At 68.3% G+C, this 14,957-nt stretch carries 15 protein-coding genes and 1 tRNA gene; 12 read left to right on the top strand and 4 right to left on the bottom strand.

Annotation, left to right across the window (positions count from 1 at the left end):
- Positions 1–39: 39 nt before the first annotated feature.
- The 12 genes from ABD220_RS07460 to nrdF all read left to right on the top strand — a co-directional run bounded on the left by ABD220_RS07460 (position 40) and on the right by nrdF (position 11,433).
- Complete coding sequence (locus ABD220_RS07460; RefSeq protein WP_344121217.1) at positions 40–288, top strand: hypothetical protein; 249 nt, start codon at positions 40–42, stop codon at positions 286–288.
- A 121-nt stretch (positions 289–409) separates the two neighbouring features.
- Positions 410–1,036: a nicotinate-nucleotide adenylyltransferase gene (gene nadD / locus ABD220_RS07455; protein WP_425552530.1), complete on the top strand. Its 627-nt coding sequence runs from the start codon at positions 410–412 to the stop codon at positions 1,034–1,036.
- The gene (locus ABD220_RS07450; RefSeq protein ID WP_344121215.1) at positions 1,036–1,866 is read left to right on the top strand and encodes a hypothetical protein; all 831 of its coding nucleotides are present in this window, start codon (positions 1,036–1,038) and stop codon (positions 1,864–1,866) included. Before nadD ends, ABD220_RS07450 begins: the two co-directional genes overlap by 1 nt.
- A gap of 115 nt (positions 1,867–1,981) precedes the next feature.
- Positions 1,982–2,392 (top strand): ribosome silencing factor, encoded by a 411-nt coding sequence (gene rsfS, locus ABD220_RS07445; RefSeq protein ID WP_344121213.1) that lies wholly within the window; start codon positions 1,982–1,984, stop codon positions 2,390–2,392.
- A gap of 110 nt (positions 2,393–2,502) precedes the next feature.
- Positions 2,503–2,578, top strand: a tRNA-Ala gene (locus ABD220_RS07440).
- A 246-nt stretch (positions 2,579–2,824) separates the two neighbouring features.
- Entirely contained in the window at positions 2,825–4,042 is a 1,218-nt protein-coding gene (gene fdhA / locus ABD220_RS07435) for a formaldehyde dehydrogenase, glutathione-independent (RefSeq protein WP_344121211.1), read from the top strand.
- A gap of 229 nt (positions 4,043–4,271) precedes the next feature.
- Positions 4,272–5,342, top strand: a complete 1,071-nt coding sequence (locus ABD220_RS07430; protein ID WP_344121209.1) for an App1 family protein phosphatidate phosphatase — start codon at positions 4,272–4,274, stop codon at positions 5,340–5,342.
- A 259-nt stretch (positions 5,343–5,601) separates the two neighbouring features.
- Entirely contained in the window at positions 5,602–7,083 is a 1,482-nt protein-coding gene (locus tag ABD220_RS07425; protein WP_344121208.1) for an aldehyde dehydrogenase family protein, read from the top strand.
- A gap of 297 nt (positions 7,084–7,380) precedes the next feature.
- Positions 7,381–7,617, top strand: a complete 237-nt coding sequence (gene nrdH, locus ABD220_RS07420) for a glutaredoxin-like protein NrdH (RefSeq protein WP_017834611.1) — start codon at positions 7,381–7,383, stop codon at positions 7,615–7,617.
- A gap of 74 nt (positions 7,618–7,691) precedes the next feature.
- A complete protein-coding gene (gene nrdI, locus ABD220_RS07415; protein ID WP_344121202.1) occupies positions 7,692–8,186 on the top strand; it encodes a class Ib ribonucleoside-diphosphate reductase assembly flavoprotein NrdI in 495 nt (164 codons plus the stop codon).
- Positions 8,183–10,342, top strand: coding sequence for a class 1b ribonucleoside-diphosphate reductase subunit alpha (gene nrdE, locus ABD220_RS07410; RefSeq protein WP_344121200.1), 2,160 nt, complete (start codon positions 8,183–8,185; stop codon positions 10,340–10,342). Before nrdI ends, nrdE begins: the two co-directional genes overlap by 4 nt.
- 92 nt (positions 10,343–10,434) lie before the next feature.
- Positions 10,435–11,433 carry a class 1b ribonucleoside-diphosphate reductase subunit beta gene (gene nrdF / locus ABD220_RS07405; protein ID WP_344121198.1) on the top strand — a complete coding sequence of 333 codons (999 nt, stop codon included), beginning with the start codon at positions 10,435–10,437 and terminating at the stop codon, positions 11,431–11,433.
- 379 nt (positions 11,434–11,812) lie between these two features.
- Here the strand turns inward: nrdF and ABD220_RS07400 are convergent, their stop codons facing one another.
- The 4 genes from ABD220_RS07400 to ABD220_RS07385 all read right to left on the bottom strand — a co-directional run bounded on the left by ABD220_RS07400 (position 11,813) and on the right by ABD220_RS07385 (position 14,903).
- Positions 11,813–12,586 (bottom strand): hypothetical protein, encoded by a 774-nt coding sequence (locus ABD220_RS07400; RefSeq protein ID WP_344121197.1) that lies wholly within the window; start codon positions 12,584–12,586, stop codon positions 11,813–11,815.
- Positions 12,587–12,665: 79 nt separating this feature from the next.
- Entirely contained in the window at positions 12,666–12,977 is a 312-nt protein-coding gene (locus ABD220_RS07395; protein ID WP_344121196.1) for a 4a-hydroxytetrahydrobiopterin dehydratase, read from the bottom strand.
- A gap of 424 nt (positions 12,978–13,401) precedes the next feature.
- Positions 13,402–14,070, bottom strand: a complete 669-nt coding sequence (locus tag ABD220_RS07390; RefSeq protein ID WP_344121194.1) for a hypothetical protein — start codon at positions 14,068–14,070, stop codon at positions 13,402–13,404.
- Positions 14,071–14,447: 377 nt separating this feature from the next.
- On the bottom strand, positions 14,448–14,903 hold the full coding sequence (locus ABD220_RS07385) for a vWA domain-containing protein (RefSeq protein ID WP_344121192.1): 456 nt from the start codon (positions 14,901–14,903) through the stop codon (positions 14,448–14,450).
- Positions 14,904–14,957 lie beyond the last annotated feature (54 nt).

Genomic DNA, 14,957 nt, shown 5'->3' with positions numbered 1-14,957 from the left:
CGACCACCCGCCGCCACGTCGGCGTCAGAAGGGATCCCCATGTTCCAGCAGACCGTCACCACCGTCCTCGCCGCAGCCGAGGGCGGGCACGCCGCCGCCGAGGCCGGAGTTCCCCCGTGGGTCTGGGGCGCGTCCATCTTCGCCGTGCTCATCGGCCTCATGGTGGTGGCGCTCTCCTTCGCCAACCGCGGGCTCAGCCCGGAGGTCGGCGAGCACGAGGACCCCGCCGACCTGCCCGCGGACGAGCGGGCCATGCTCGACGATTACGCCGCCAAGCGCCACGGCTGAGCCGGGGAACCCCGTCGTCGTGACGACCGCTTCGCAGGACACCACCGCCCGGACCAGGGACCTGCCCCTGACGGGCACGGCCGTCCCACCCCGGACGCCGGGCCGGACCCGGCTCGGCGTCATGGGCGGGACGTTCGACCCGATCCACCACGGCCACCTCGTGGCCGCGTCTGAGGTGGCGGGGGAGTTCGACCTCGACGAGGTCGTGTTCGTCCCCACGGGGCGCCCCTGGCAGAAGGCCGCAGGGGCGGTGAGTCCCGCGGAGCACCGCTACCTGATGACGGTGATCGCCACCGCCTCCAACCCGCGGTTCACGGTCAGCAGGGTGGACATCGAGCGCGACGGCCCCACGTTCACGGTGGACACCCTGAGAGACCTCAAGCGACAGCGCCCGGAAGCCGACCTGTTCTTCATCACGGGCGCGGACGTCATGGCGGAGATCCTGACCTGGAAGGGCGCCGAGGAACTCTGGCAGCTCGCCCATTTCGTCGGCGTCACCCGGCCGGGCCACGACCTCGCCGCGCCCGTCGGGTCCAGCGGCGTGAACCTGCTCGAGGTTCCCGCCATGGCGATCTCGTCGACGGACTGCCGCGCCCGCGTGGCCGAGCACAAGCCCGTCTGGTACCTCGTGCCCGACGGCGTGGTGCAGTACATCAACAAGTACGGTCTCTACCTCGGCCCCCGGGACGGTGACGGGACGACGCCCGACCACGTCGGTGCCCGAGGCGTCTCGGCGAAGGCGCCCTGATGGCCGGCGAGGACGAGGTGCGGGACGGCGCCGCACGGGACGCCGACGTGACTCCGCCGCCGCCTGTGCCCCCCGGCCCCGCCCCCATCATCGACCTAGGCGAGGACGCGGTGCCGGTCCGGCCCGTCAAGCCCCTCGGGCCGCGGCGGATGGCCCGTCTGCAGCGCGAGCTGGCGGAGCGCTCCCGCGAGCTCGAGGAGGCCGGCGGCAACTCCGCGGACCCGGAGCTGCTCGAGAAGCAGCGCCGGTTCCTGGAGATCGCCGCCCAGGCCGGCGCCGCGCAGACCGACCCCGGCACGGGCACGGCCGTCCACGAACCGGTGGTTCCGGAGGCCGGGACACCGGCGCCGGCTCCTCCGGCGACGCCGGAGGAGCTCCGGGAGCCGCACGAGCAGATCACCGTCGTATTCCCCGGCGGCGGTCCGGACGGGCCGGACGGGCATGTGCCCCACGACCCGGTGCACGTCGATCCGGCCCTGTTCAGCAACCGGCTCGCTCCGGAGGACCTGGCCTCGCTGACGCACATCGAGATCGTGGCCCCGTCAGACGCCGGACCCCACGCCGCCACGCCAGCCGCCCCGGCTCCCGACCACGGGGAGTCCGGCAGCCCCCAGGACCCACCGTCGGCCCCGCAGGAGCCCGCGCCGGAGCGCGCGGCGTCCTGGGCCGAGGACGAGCCGCCGGCCGCGCCCGTGCCGGCCAGCACCGCAGAAGGGCTCGAGCTGCTCGAGCCGAGGGAGTACCGGCGCCGGACGAACAGCGTCTGGTGGGTCCTGCTCCTGGCGGTGCTGGTGGCCCTCGCCGTCGTGCTCGTGCTCTTCGTGCTCTGAGCCCGCCACCCGCTGTCCTGCACCACCCGTTCCTGCACCACTCGTTCCTGCACCACTCGTCCACTCCATCCGTCCCACGGGACGGAACCTCCGGTTCGCCGGGAAAGGATCCTCCTTGACTGTCAACGATCTCTCCCTCTCCATCCTCCGCACCGCGGCCACTGCGGCCGACGCCAAGCAGGCCCACGACATCGTGGCCCTCGACGTCAGCGAGGCCCTGGGCATCACCGACGCCTTCCTCGTCGCCTCCGCCTCCAACGAGCGGCTCGTCAACGCCGTGGTCGACGAGATCGAGGAGAAGCTGGTCGAACAGCTCGAACTGCGCCCGATCCGCCGCGAGGGCCGCTCCGAGGGGCGCTGGGTGCTCCTGGACTACGGCGACGTGGTGATCCACGTCCAGCACGACGAGGACCGGGCGTTCTACGCCCTCGAGCGGCTGTGGCGGGACAGTCCCGTGGTGGACCTCGGACCGGCCGTGAACCGGACCGCTTCGGCGCCCGCGACCGACGATTTGCCTGGAGCCTGATCGGCTGTCTACTATGAGTGCGTTGCCCAGCGAGGTGCTGGATCAACCGCAAAAGGGTGACTGAGAGGGAGCCCTTCAAGGTTGTGATAGTGTCTCCGAGGTAACGACCTGGGGCTGTGGCGCAGCTGGTAGCGCATTTGCATGGCATGCAAAGGGTCAGGGGTTCGAGTCCCCTCAGCTCCACCAGGCCGAAAGAGCCCGTTCCGCGACACGCGGGGCGGGCTCTTTCGCTTTTCGCTTTCCCAGCTTCCTTCCCTTCCGCTCGTTGACATGTCCTGTTAGCGTCTGCACCACCGACGGCCGTTCTCCGTGTCCTGGATCACAGTGAGCCCAGGGCCACGGCGCGGCGCGTTCCGTCGGAGACGAGGGCGTCCGGGGTGGGAGACCCACTGCGGACGCCCGTGACGGACATCCACCACGGAAGAGGTCATGATGGCAGGGAACAGAGCGGTTGCCTACAAGGGTCCCGGCAAGGTCGAGGTCATCGACACCGAGTACCCGGAGTTCGATCTCAAGGACGCGCCGGGCATCAACCCGGCCAACATCGGCCGGAAGGTCCCGCACGGGGTCATCCTCCGGACCGTCGCCACCAACATCTGCGGCTCGGACCAGCACATGGTCCGCGGCCGCACCACGGCTCCGACGGACCTCGTCCTCGGTCACGAGATCACGGGCGAGGTGATCGAGTGCGGTCCGGACGTCGAGTTCATCCAGGTCGGGGACATCGTCTCCGTGCCCTTCAACATCTCCTGCGGCCGCTGCCGCAACTGCAAGGAGCGCAAGACCGGCATCTGCCTCAACGTGAACCCGGACCGGCCGGGCTCCGCCTACGGCTACGTGGACATGGGCGGCTGGGTCGGCGGGCAGGCCGAGTACGTGCTGGTGCCCTACGCGGACTGGAACCTGCTGAAGTTCCCGGACCGCGACCAGGCCCTGGAGAAGATCATGGACCTGACCATGCTCTCCGACATCCTCCCCACCGGCTACCACGGTGTCGTCACGGCCGGAGTGGGCGTGGGCTCCACGGTCTACATCGCCGGCGCCGGACCGGTGGGGCTGGCCGCGGCGGCCTCGGCCCACCTGCTGGGGGCCGCAGTGGTGATCGTGGGGGACATGAACGAGCAGCGGCTGGCCCAGGCGCGCAGCTTCGGCTGTGAGACCGTGGACGTCTCGAAGGGCTCGCCCGGTGAGCAGATCGAGCAGATCCTCGGCGTCCCGGAGGTCGACTGCGGCGTGGACGCCGTCGGCTTCGAGGCGCGCGGGCACGGCAAGGACGCCTCCCACGAGGCCCCGGCCACCGTGCTGAACTCCCTGATGGACATCACCGCCGCCGGCGGGGCGCTGGGCATCCCGGGCCTGTACGTCACCGGGGACCCCGGGGCCGTGGACGACGCCGCGAAGAAGGGCTCGCTCTCGATCAGCCTGGGCACCGGGTGGGCGAAGTCGCTGTCCTTCACCACGGGACAGTGCCCGGTGATGAAGTACAACCGGCAGCTGATGATGGCGATCCTGCACGACAAGATCCAGATCGCGAAGGCCGTCAACGCGAAGGCCATCCCGCTGGAGGAGGCGCCGCAGGGCTACGCCGAGTTCGACGCCGGAGCCGCCACGAAGTACGTGCTCAATCCCAACGGCTACATCAAGAACTGACGCCGGGGCCGTCACGCAGCACGTGCTCGATCCCGGTGGTTGGATCCAGAGCTGACGCCGGGGTCGTCACGGAACACGTGCTCGACCTCGGTGGCTGGATCCAGGGCTGACGCCGGGAACCGGCCCGCAGGCCGGAGCGCGCCCGCGGGGCGGGGTGGATCGGATGCCGGTCCGCCCCGCCCCGCGGGCGCCGCCGCGCCCTGGTCGTGGGCTGTGGAACACTGGGCGCATGGCCAAGAAATCCAGCAGTTCGGAGCTCAAGCAGACCGTCGACCAGGTCACCGAGGAAGCCATCAACGTGGGCTACCGCCTCGAGCAGCGGCTCCACCGGTTCCGGCAGCGGCGCGCCGAGGCCCGCGGTGACATCCCGGTGATGGTGGCGTTCGAGGGGTACGGCTCCGAGCACCACGTGCGGGTCCTGGGCCGGGCCCTGCTGAAGACCCGGGGGCTCATCGAGTCCACCGACGAGAGCGCCGAGTCGATCCGCGGCTGGCGCTCGTTCACCTCGGTGCCCATCGCCTTCGCCCACGTCAACGTCTGGATCGACGAGTTCGAGTTCCACCTGGTGGCCGACAAGGGCGGGGTGGTCGACGTCGACCTGCAGGTGTCCCTGGCCCCGGGCGAGCACACCGTGCGGATGCAGACGGAGGGCTCCGAGACGGTCGAGTCCCGCGTCTTCATCGTGGCGGACGAGCAACGGATCGGGGTGGTCTCCGACGTCGACGACACCGTCATGGTCACGGCCCTTCCCCGGCCCATGCTGGCGGCCTGGAACTCGTTCGTGCTCAACGAGCACGCCCGCACGCCCACCCCCGGGATGGCGGTCATGATGGACCGGCTGCTGCACCGCCACCACGAGGCGCCGTTCCTCTACCTCTCCACGGGCGCGTGGAACGTGGCACCCACCCTGCGCCGCTTCCTCACGCGCAACGCCTATCCGTCCGGAGCCCTGCTGCTCACCGACTGGGGCCCCACCACGGACCGGTGGTTCCGGGCCGGGGCCGCGCACAAGGTGCAGAACCTCGAACGGCTGGCCCGGAACTTCCCCCAGATGCGGTGGATCCTCATCGGCGACGACGGCCAGCACGACCCCGAGATCTACAGCGGCTTCGTGCACCGCTATCCCGAGCACGTGGCCGCCATCGTGATCCGCAACCTGTCCCCGGCGGAGGCCGTGCTGGCCGGCACCCCGCTGGTCAACGAGGAGCGGCGGGTGACCATCCCCGACGGCACGCTGTGGATCGAGGGCAACGACGGCGCGTCGATCTCCCGGCAGCTCGCGGAGCACGGCCTGCTCTGACCGAAGGCTGCCCGGCCGTTCGTGTCGTGCTGCCCGTGTGGTGCCCGTCCGTGTGGTGCCGTCCGGGCCTCCTGCCCGTGTGGTGCCGTCCGTGTCGTGCCCACCCGCGTCCTTCCGCCCGCGTCCTCCTGCCCGCGTCGTCCGGGCCGCCGCGGCTGTCCGTGCTGCGGGGACCGCCCGGGCCGTCGTACGTGAGCCCGGCGCGGGGCGCAGGTCCCCGCCGGTCTTCGGCGTCCGAGCCGGGGCCTACCCTGGAGCCATGACCAGCACCCGCAGCGCCCCCACGGACCTCGTTCCCGCACCGGCGGACGACTCGGTGGGCTTCCCGGCCGTCGACGCCGCCGTCGACCGTGCCCGGGCGGGCTTCGTCCCCGACGTCGACCTCGCGACCCGGCTGGACCGGCTGCACCGGCTCGAGGACCTCGTGCGGGAGAACCGGACGGTGCTCGAGCAGGCGCTGGCCACCGATCTCGGCAAGCCTCCGGCGGAGGCGTGGCTGACCGAGCTCGGCTTCACCCTCGAGGAGATCGCCGGGATCCGCAAGGAACTCCGCCGCTGGATGTCCCCGGCCCGGGTCACCGTCCCGCTGAGCCTCGCCCCGGCCCGCTCCCACGTGGAGCACCAGCCGCTCGGGACCGTGCTCGTGATGGCGCCGTGGAACTACCCCGTCCAGCTCGTCCTGAGCCCCCTGGCTGGGGCGCTCGCCGCCGGCAACACTGTCGTCGTCAAGCCCTCCGAGGTCTCCGCGACCGTCTCCGGGGTGCTGGCCGAGCTGCTCGAGCGCTACCTGGGAGACTGCGTGAGCGTGGTGGAGGGCGGCGTGCCGGAGACCACACGGCTGCTCGAGCACCGCTTCGACCACGTCTTCTACACCGGCAACGGGACGGTGGCCCGGATCGTGATGGCCGCCGCGGCCCGGCACCTGACCCCGGTGACCCTCGAACTGGGCGGGAAGTCCCCGGTCTGGGTCGACGGCTCGACCGACCTGCGGACCGCCGCCCGGCGGATCGTGTGGGGGAAGTTCCTCAACGCGGGCCAGACCTGCGTGGCCCCGGACCACGTGCTCGGCACCCCCGAGGTGCTCGCCGCCCTCGAGCCCGAGCTCGTGCGGGCGGTGGCGGAGCACTACGGCGAGGATCCGTACCACAGCGACTCCTACGGGCGGATCGTCTCCGGGCGGCACCTCGAGCGGCTGACGGGGCTCCTGGACCAGGTCCCCGCCCACGACGTCGTCTGCGGCGGGACGGCCGAGCCGGGGGAGCGCTATCTCGCGCCCACGGTGGTGCGCTCCGCACCGGACGGCCCGCTCATGGCCGAGGAGCTCTTCGGGCCCGTCCTGCCCCTGGTGCCGGTCGCCTCCGCCGAGCACGCCGTCGAGCTGATCACCGCGCGGGACAAGCCGCTGGCCCTCTACGTGTTCACCGAGGATCGCTCGGTCAAGGAGCTGTTCCGCCGGCGCACGTCCTCCGGCGCGCTGTCCTTCAACGCCCCGCTGCTGCACCTCACCAGCCCCGAGCTGCCGTTCGGCGGGGTGGGGGAGAGCGGCACCGGCGCCTACCACGGGAAGTTCTCCTTCACGACGTTCTCCCACGCGCGCGCGGTCCTGGACAAGCCGCTCGCCCCCGACACGCTGCGGGTCGTCTACCCGCCCTACCGGGGCCTGCGGGCGCGGCTCGCCGCCGCGGCGGTCGGGCTGCGCCGGCCCCGCCGCCGGACCCGACACGCCGTGTCCGAAAATTAATCCTGTCCACCGGACGAGGCCCCTGCTGTGCGCACAGCCTGTGCACAACGGGGCCCCGGCGGCGGAAATCCGCGACCCCCCGCGGAGACCCCTGTGGATGGCCAACGGTCGTTCTGGGGATAGCGAGAAAGGAGCTGTGGACAACCTCCACCACTGCATCTAGGGGTCGCTTCCCCTTCCTGGCACTAGATGTAGTATTGAAATCAGCCACCCGGAGAGACCCCTTCACCGCCGCAGCGTCTGCGGAAGTCCCGGATCTCCCCCGCAAACCATCCGACCGACCAAGGGGAAACAGCGATGTCCGTGACCGTGTACAGCAAGCCGGCCTGCGTCCAGTGCAATGCCACCTACCGGGCCCTGACCAAGAAGGGCATCGAGTACAACGTCGTCGACGTCACCGAGGACGAGGCCGCCCTGGCCCACGTCCTGGCCCTCGGCTACCAGCAGGTACCGGTCGTCGAGACGGCGACCGAGCACTGGTCCGGTTACCGTCCGGACAAGATCACCTCCCTGGCCGTCCTCCTCTCGGCCTGAGGCCGGAGCGCCGCCCGCTTCCCCACGGCGCCCCGGTCCATCCACCACCGACCCCATCCCGGAGCGCGGAAGCAATGAGCACGCACCAACCCGGCACCCGTCCCGGGACCGCTCAGCAGGACCACGGCGACGCCGCGGCACCCGGCAGCCACGCCCCACTGGTGGTCTACTTCTCCTCGGTCTCCAACAACACGCACCGCTTCGTCGAGAAGCTCGACGCCCGCGTGCTGCGCCTTCCTCTTCTGACCGGGGAGGAGTCCCCCGAGATCACCGAGCCCTTCGTGCTGGTCGCCCCGACGTACGGGCGGCCCAACGGCAGCGGGGCCGTCCCGCCGCAGGTCGTGAAGTTCCTCAATCAGGAGACCAACCGGCGGTTCCTGCGCGGCGTCATCGGCGCGGGCAACACCAATTTCGGGCCGGCGTTCTGCCTGGCCGCGGACAAGATCGCGGCCAAATGCGGCGTCCCCGTCCTCTACAAGTTCGAACTCATGGGCACCCCCGAGGATGTCCACCAGGTAAACCAAGGATTGGAACAGTTTTGGCGACAATTTCCGCAGCTCCGGGCGTGAGCGTCGAGCCCGGCCACGAGGACACGCGCGTCCCGGAGAAGTACCGGGGCCTGGGATACCACGAGCTCAACGCCCTGCTGAACCTCTACGACGCCGACGGCCACATCCAGTTCGACGCCGACCGGCAGGCCGCGCGGCAGTACTTCCTGCAGCACGTGAACAACAACACGGTCTTCTTCCACGACCTCGAGGAGAAGCTCGACTACCTGGTCTCGCACCAGTACTACGAGCCGGATGTCCTGGCGAAGTACAGCATGGAGTTCATCAAGGAGCTCTCCAAGCGGGCCTACTCCCGGAAGTTCCGCTTCGAGACCTTCCTGGGCGCGTTCAAGTTCTACACGTCCTACACGCTGAAGACCTTTGACGGCCAGCGCTACCTCGAGCGCTTCGAGGACCGCGTGGTCATGGTCTCGCTCTACCTGGCCGACGGCAACGAGCTGCTCGCCACGCAGCTGGTCGACGAGATCATCTCCGGGCGCTTCCAGCCGGCGACCCCCACGTTCCTCAACGCGGGCAAGCAGCAGCGCGGGGAGCTCGTCTCCTGCTTCCTGCTGCGCATCGAGGACAACATGGAGTCCATCGGGCGGTCGATCAACTCCGCCCTGCAGCTGTCCAAGCGCGGCGGCGGCGTGGCGTTCGCGCTGACCAACGTCCGCGAGGCCGGGGCCCCGATCAAGAAGATCGAGAACCAGTCCTCGGGCATCATCCCCATCATGAAGCTGCTGGAGGACTCGTTCTCCTACGCCAACCAGCTGGGCGCCCGCCAGGGCGCGGGCGCGGTGTACCTGCACGCCCACCACCCGGACATCTACAGCTTCCTGGACACCAAGCGGGAGAACGCGGACGAGAAGATCCGGATCAAGACCCTCTCCTTGGGCGTGGTCATCCCGGACATCACGTTCGAGCTGGCCAAGAAGAACCAGGACATGTACCTGTTCTCCCCGTACGACGTGGAGCGGGTCTACGGGATGCCGTTCTCGGACGTCAACGTGTCCGAGAAGTACCACGAGATGGTCGCGGACGGCCGGATCACCAAGAAGAAGATCAACGCCCGCGAGTTCTTCCAGACCCTCGCCGAGGTCCAGTTCGAGTCGGGCTACCCGTACGTCATGTTCGAGGACACGGTGAACCGGGCCAACCCGATCGACGGCAAGATCATCATGTCCAACCTGTGCTCGGAGATCCTGCAGGTCTCCGAGCCGTCCACGTACCACGAGGACCTGAACTACGACGAGGTCGGCAAGGACATCTCCTGCAACCTCGGCTCCCTCAACATCGCGCTGACCATGCAGTCCCCGGACTTCGGGCAGTCGGTGGAGACCGCGATCCGAGGCCTCACGGCGGTCTCGGACATGTCCGACATCACCTCGGTGCCCTCGATCGAGCGCGGTAACCAGATGTCCCACGCCGTGGGGCTCGGGCAGATGAACCTGCACGGCTACCTCGCCAAGGAGCACATCCACTACGGCTCCGAGGAAGGCCTCGACTTCACGAACATCTACTTCTACACGGTCACGTACCACGCGATCCGCGCGTCGAACGAGATCGCGAAGGAGCGCAAGACGGTGTTCGCGGGCTTCGAGCGGTCCCAGTACGCGTCGGGGGAGTACTTCACCAAGTACACCGACCGTGAGTGGGCCCCGGCCACCGGGCGGGTACGGCAGCTGTTCGCCGAGGCGGGCGTGCACATCCCCACCCGGGCGGACTGGGAGCAGCTCAAGGCCTCGGTCATGGAGCACGGGATGTACAACCAGAACCTGCAGGCCGTGCCGCCGACCGGGTCGATCTCCTACATCAACAACTCGACGTCCTCGATCCACCCGATCGCCTCGAAGATCGAGATCCGCAAGGAGGGCAAGCTGGGCCGCGTGTACTACCCGGCGCCCTTCATGAACAACGAGAACCTGGAGTACTTCCAGGACGCGTACGAGATCGGCTACGAGAAGATCATCGACACCTACGCCGCGGCCACCCAGCACGTGGACCAGGGCCTGTCCCTGACCCTGTTCTTCAAGGACACGGCCACCACCCGGGACATCAACCGGGCGCAGATCTACGCGTGGCGCAAGGGCATCAAGACGATGTACTACTCCCGGATCCGTCAGCTGGCGCTCGAGGGCACCGAGGTCGAGGGCTGCGTCTCCTGCATGCTCTGACCGCCGGCGCCCCGGCGACCACCGCAGAAACTCCCCGCGCGCGTCCGCAGGACGCGCGCGGGGGCCCACCCCGTTCAAGGAAGAGACAGATCATGACTCTGGAGAAGAGCGAGAGCATCGACAAGGTGCAGCTGCTCCACCACCAGGCCCAGGCCATCAACTGGAACCGGATCGAGGACCCGAAGGACGACGAGGTCTGGGACCGGCTGACCGCGAACTTCTGGCTGCCCGAGAAGGTGCCGATCTCCAACGACGTCCCCTCCTGGAAGACGCTCACCGCTGAGGAGCAGGAGCTCACCATGCGGGTCTTCACCGGCCTGACGCTGCTGGACACGATCCAGGGCACCGTGGGCGCCGTCTCCCTGATCCCGGACGCCGTCACGCTGCACGAGGAGGCGGTGTACACCAACATCGCGTTCATGGAGTCCGTGCACGCGAAGTCCTACTCCTCCATCTTCTCGACCCTGTCCTCCATGAAGGACATCGACGACGTCTTCCGCTGGGCCCGGGAGAACCCGTACCTGCAGAAGAAGGCCGACATCGTCATCAAGTACTACAAGGGCGACGACCCGCTCAAGAAGAAGGTGGCCTCGACCCTGCTCGAGTCCTTCCTCTTCTACTCCGGGTTCTACCTGCCCATGTACTGGTCCTCCCGGGCCAAGCTGACGAACACGGCCGACCTGGTCCGCCTCATCATCCGTGACGAGGCCGTGCACGGCTACTACATCGGCTACAAGTTCCAGCGCGCCCTGGCCCAGGAGTCCCAGGAGCGCCAGGACGAGCTGAAGCTCTACACCTACGAGCTGCTCGAGGAGCTCTACGAGAACGAGGTGCGCTACACCGAGTCCCTCTACGACGGTGTCGGGTGGACCGAGGACGTCAAGAAGTTCCTGCACTACAACGCCAACAAGGCCCTGAACAACCTGGGCTTCGAGGCGCTGTTCCCGAAGGAGATGACCGACGTCTCGGCGGCGATCCTCTCCGCGCTGTCCCCGAACGCCGACGAGAACCACGACTTCTTCTCCGGCTCGGGCTCCTCCTACGTCATCGGCAAGGCCGTGAACACGGAGGACGAGGACTGGGACTTCTGACCCGGTGTGAGGTGCCGGGTTAGTTGGCCAAAGCGGCCATAGTTGGCCAGGACGGCAGACCGACTTGGCCGATGGTCGCACAGTTGGCCACGGCGTCTCCCAGGACTCAGGGAAGTGCGGTGAGTGACCGTTCTGGACTTGGGCGGTTCCCGGGTACCACAAAGAACGGGTGGCCCCGTCGCAACAGGGCCACCCCGAGGCGGCCCAGCGGACGCGATTCCAGGTATGGCTGCAGACAGTATTATCCGTCAGAGTTTCTGACGATTGAAGGCCCGGTCGCCAAGGCGACCGGGCCTTCCTACTCTTAGGCCTCGATTACGAGCAGTCTGCGGCGCTTTCCCGAATCCGCGGATCTGGGATTGAGACTCTTATCTCCACCTCATGCCGCGCCTTGCACGCTCTGGAACAGTGCTCGGCCCAGCAGTTTCACGACCTCGAGCTGAACGCGCTCGTCGCTGAAGAGGTGGTCGACCATTTGGCCTTGATCGGCCTGGTTGCGAAACGCCGCGGAAAGCACAGAGTTTTTCAGGTCGGGGCTGACCATGAATTGGGCCTCGGAATTGTTTTTCGCCTGGGCGACGAGCCGGTCGTCCTGCTGCAGGGAGTTCAGCGGGGAGGTCACGAAGTTTTCCCGCACGTCCTTTGGCAGGTCCTGGCCGAAGATCTCGTTGAGCCGGTTCACGATCTCCTCCAAGGCCACGAGCTTCGGGTCTCGGTGCATCCCGGAGCCGGCGGCGCTGAGAGGGTTCAGTTCGCGGGCCTCCCCGGAGGCGAGGGCGATGTCGGCTGCGGGCCCGCGTGGGCGGCTGACGACGTCGAGGAGGTCCACGGTGGACAGGTCCGGGGTCTCTGAGCGCTCGTCCTGCTTGGTGACCTCCCACAGCACCCGGTAGAACATGGCGCGTTTGGCGACGTCGGTGTCCTCGAAGTCCAGCAGCTGAGAGAGGAAGTCATAGAGGTTGGTAAAGGTCCGCAGGTCCTTGCGGAACAGGTCCCCGAACGTGAGCGTCTCGCCGTCTGCCGGCGTGTAGACCAGCTCGGAGAAGCCGCCTTCCTCTGCCGTCCGGCACACATCGGCGCGCCGGCCAGCGCGATCGTCATCCCGGAGGACGGGTCGCCGGTCCTCCACGCAGCCTGACGGAGGCCCGATCACGGGGCGCTTCCCTGATCGCCTCTTGGCGTATCCGCTCGGCGCCTCGACGGTCCGTTCGCCCCTGCCCGACGGCGCGGACTCACTCCGCGGCGGCGACCCCGAGGTCCGCGGCGTGGCCGCTGACGGTGCGGGCCAGGTCGATGTCGCGGCTGGTGATCCCGCCGACATCGTGGCTGGAGAGCGTGACGCCGACCTCGGGGTAGGTGAGGGTGAGGTCGGGGTGGTGGTTGGCCTCCTCGGCGGAGGCGCCGATGCGGTTCACGAGCTCCAGCCCGGTGGAAAACTTCCGGGTCCTGAAAGTGGCGGCGAGGGCCTCGCCGGCCTGGCGCCAGCCGGTGAGCCCGGCCTCGGCGACCTCGGCAGCGGACAGCTTCCGTTGGGCATCAGTCATGGTGCCATCATGGCCCCGGCGGGCCGCCGCGGGCCACCCCTAAAGGCACCACGCCTCCAGGATGATGGCGGGTGTCGGCGACTGCGGGTGAAACGTCCGTACCGCGCGGGGATAACGCTGTCACGAAGACTCGTCCGAGCCCCAGCGGTCGGCATCGGCGTAGTGGGTCAGATCTCCCGGGGTCTATCAGAACCTCCCACCGATCGGCACGCCAGCCTAGTAGCGCTTGACAGCCATATGTACATGACAAGGCCCCGGAGAAAAACGCTCCCATATTCTGTCGAGGGCTTTCTGGTCGTCCGGGGTCACTGCGGCCCTGCACACCCCATATGTGCGGACCTCGTGCAGAACGCGACACCGCCCCTGTGCCGGGGGTCGGCGCGAGGACGGTGTCGGAGAGGTTCAGCGGGGTCGCTGCCCCGGGCTACGGCTCGGGTTCCGGGTCTTCGGGTGCCTCATCAAGCATCTTGCACAGGTCGAAGACGTAGGCGGTGGAGTTCTCGGTGATCTCGGCGGTGATCGGCGGCGGAATCTCCTGGCCGAGTTCTATGGGCGCGGGGTCGTAGTAGGCCGTCTCCTTCAGATCACCGGAGAGGTAGAGGAAGGTTTCGGGCAGCCCCGCCTCAGCGAACGCCTCAGCCTCCACCCTGCCGGAGGCCGCCACGATCGCAGGCCCGGGGCGGTCGTAGGTTATTGTCTGGCCGTCGGGATCGTAGATCTCGAACCACGTCCCGGACACGCTGATCTCGTCGAGATATGCCTCCTCGACCAAGGCCCCCTCGGAGGCCAGCCGGTTCACATCGAGGGTGAGGTCGCCGCGGTACTCGACCACGGTCTCGCCCATGTCGTTGACCAGGGCGCGGTACTGAATGTCGAACACATCGCCGGGGCTGACGTGGATGTACGAGCCGCAGGCCGGGTAGGTGTCGTTCGTATTGACGTTGTACGGATACGGGAGGAACCGGCCGTGCGTGCTGGGTGGTGGCCAGGGCACATGGGCCGGCGGGACGGCTGGGGAGCCGGCCGCGGTCGGTGCGGTGGCGGCGACGAGGACAGCGACGGCCACGGCAGCCCGCCGTGAGGTGGTGTTCATGGTGGACCCTTGCTGGTGGGCCGTCGGTCTCGGTCCGGTGAGCCGTGGAGGCTGTCAGAGCCGTGGCTGGCGGATGGAATCGTGGCGAGGACGCGACCTTGGGGCTCACCGGTCACCCTCGGGAAGCGGTTCTCGTCTGAAGCTGGACCGCGACAAGGAACTCGACGAGGGGTCGGCTGCATTATGGCTCGACCCCATAGGCACAGTGTCGCGCCGCTGCCTCGGGAGAGAGCCGACCCATGCTCAGATCATCCTTCGATCGTTATGCCGCGCTGAGCTGGCAGGTCACAGTCGGTGTGCTGTCCATCTGCGGATTCCCGGTCCTGCACAACGCCGCCCCTAGTCGATGGGCGGCGCGGGGGCGGGTGCGATTGCACTCAGCGGTCCGTTTTTCTGCTCGAACGCGTCGCTAGGTGACTGGGGGTGTCGAACGTGGCGATACCGGTGACGTAGTACGGGCCCTGGGTGTCTTTCAGAGATGGCGCCCCACCAAGGTCCCTGCCCTTCAGAAGAGGAAAGCGTTCGGGGTTCGAAAGCTCCACCAGCACCGGCGACCACCGTTCGCCGTAATTCTCCGGCATGTATCGCCTGAAACCCTCGAACGTAGCGTCAGCGTCCACGCCCTCAAACACGATGTCCAGATCGGTCCGCTCCTCAATCGCGCGTACTGCCTCGCGCGCGAACTCCTGAAGTCGCTCCGGAGCGTCGCCGGGATTCTTGACGTAGTAGACCGACAGACACGGGTCATAGGCGATCGCCTGTCCGCTCTTATCTGCGTGGCGGCACGCTGCAGTCGAACGGATGGAAGCCCGGCCGGCATTGAGTCCGGGCATCTGCGCGCGGCGCGGTCGAGCTAAGGGTGTGAAAGCTATTCGAAGTGATTAGCT

It is taken from the genome of Kocuria aegyptia, from assembly GCF_039530085.1.
Classification (GTDB): domain Bacteria; phylum Actinomycetota; class Actinomycetes; order Actinomycetales; family Micrococcaceae; genus Kocuria; species Kocuria aegyptia.
The sequence above is the reverse complement of the archived record's forward strand: the minus strand, read 5'-3'. Positions and strand labels throughout refer to the sequence as shown.

Coding starts and splice junctions, on each gene's coding strand:
- ABD220_RS07425 (WP_344121208.1), top strand. CDS start 5,602: ATGACCAGCACCCGCAGCGCCCCCACGGACCTCGTTCCCGCACCGGCG.
- ABD220_RS07460 (WP_344121217.1), top strand. CDS start 40: ATGTTCCAGCAGACCGTCACCACCGTCCTCGCCGCAGCCGAGGGCGGG.
- ABD220_RS07390 (WP_344121194.1), bottom strand. CDS start 14,070: ATGAACACCACCTCACGGCGGGCTGCCGTGGCCGTCGCTGTCCTCGTC.
- ABD220_RS07450 (WP_344121215.1), top strand. CDS start 1,036: ATGGCCGGCGAGGACGAGGTGCGGGACGGCGCCGCACGGGACGCCGAC.
- ABD220_RS07395 (WP_344121196.1), bottom strand. CDS start 12,977: ATGACTGATGCCCAACGGAAGCTGTCCGCTGCCGAGGTCGCCGAGGCC.
- fdhA (WP_344121211.1), top strand. CDS start 2,825: ATGGCAGGGAACAGAGCGGTTGCCTACAAGGGTCCCGGCAAGGTCGAG.
- ABD220_RS07385 (WP_344121192.1), bottom strand. CDS start 14,903: ATGCCCGGACTCAATGCCGGCCGGGCTTCCATCCGTTCGACTGCAGCG.
- nrdF (WP_344121198.1), top strand. CDS start 10,435: ATGACTCTGGAGAAGAGCGAGAGCATCGACAAGGTGCAGCTGCTCCAC.
- nrdH (WP_017834611.1), top strand. CDS start 7,381: ATGTCCGTGACCGTGTACAGCAAGCCGGCCTGCGTCCAGTGCAATGCC.
- nrdI (WP_344121202.1), top strand. CDS start 7,692: ATGAGCACGCACCAACCCGGCACCCGTCCCGGGACCGCTCAGCAGGAC.
- ABD220_RS07430 (WP_344121209.1), top strand. CDS start 4,272: ATGGCCAAGAAATCCAGCAGTTCGGAGCTCAAGCAGACCGTCGACCAG.
- nadD (WP_425552530.1), top strand. CDS start 410: ATGGGCGGGACGTTCGACCCGATCCACCACGGCCACCTCGTGGCCGCG.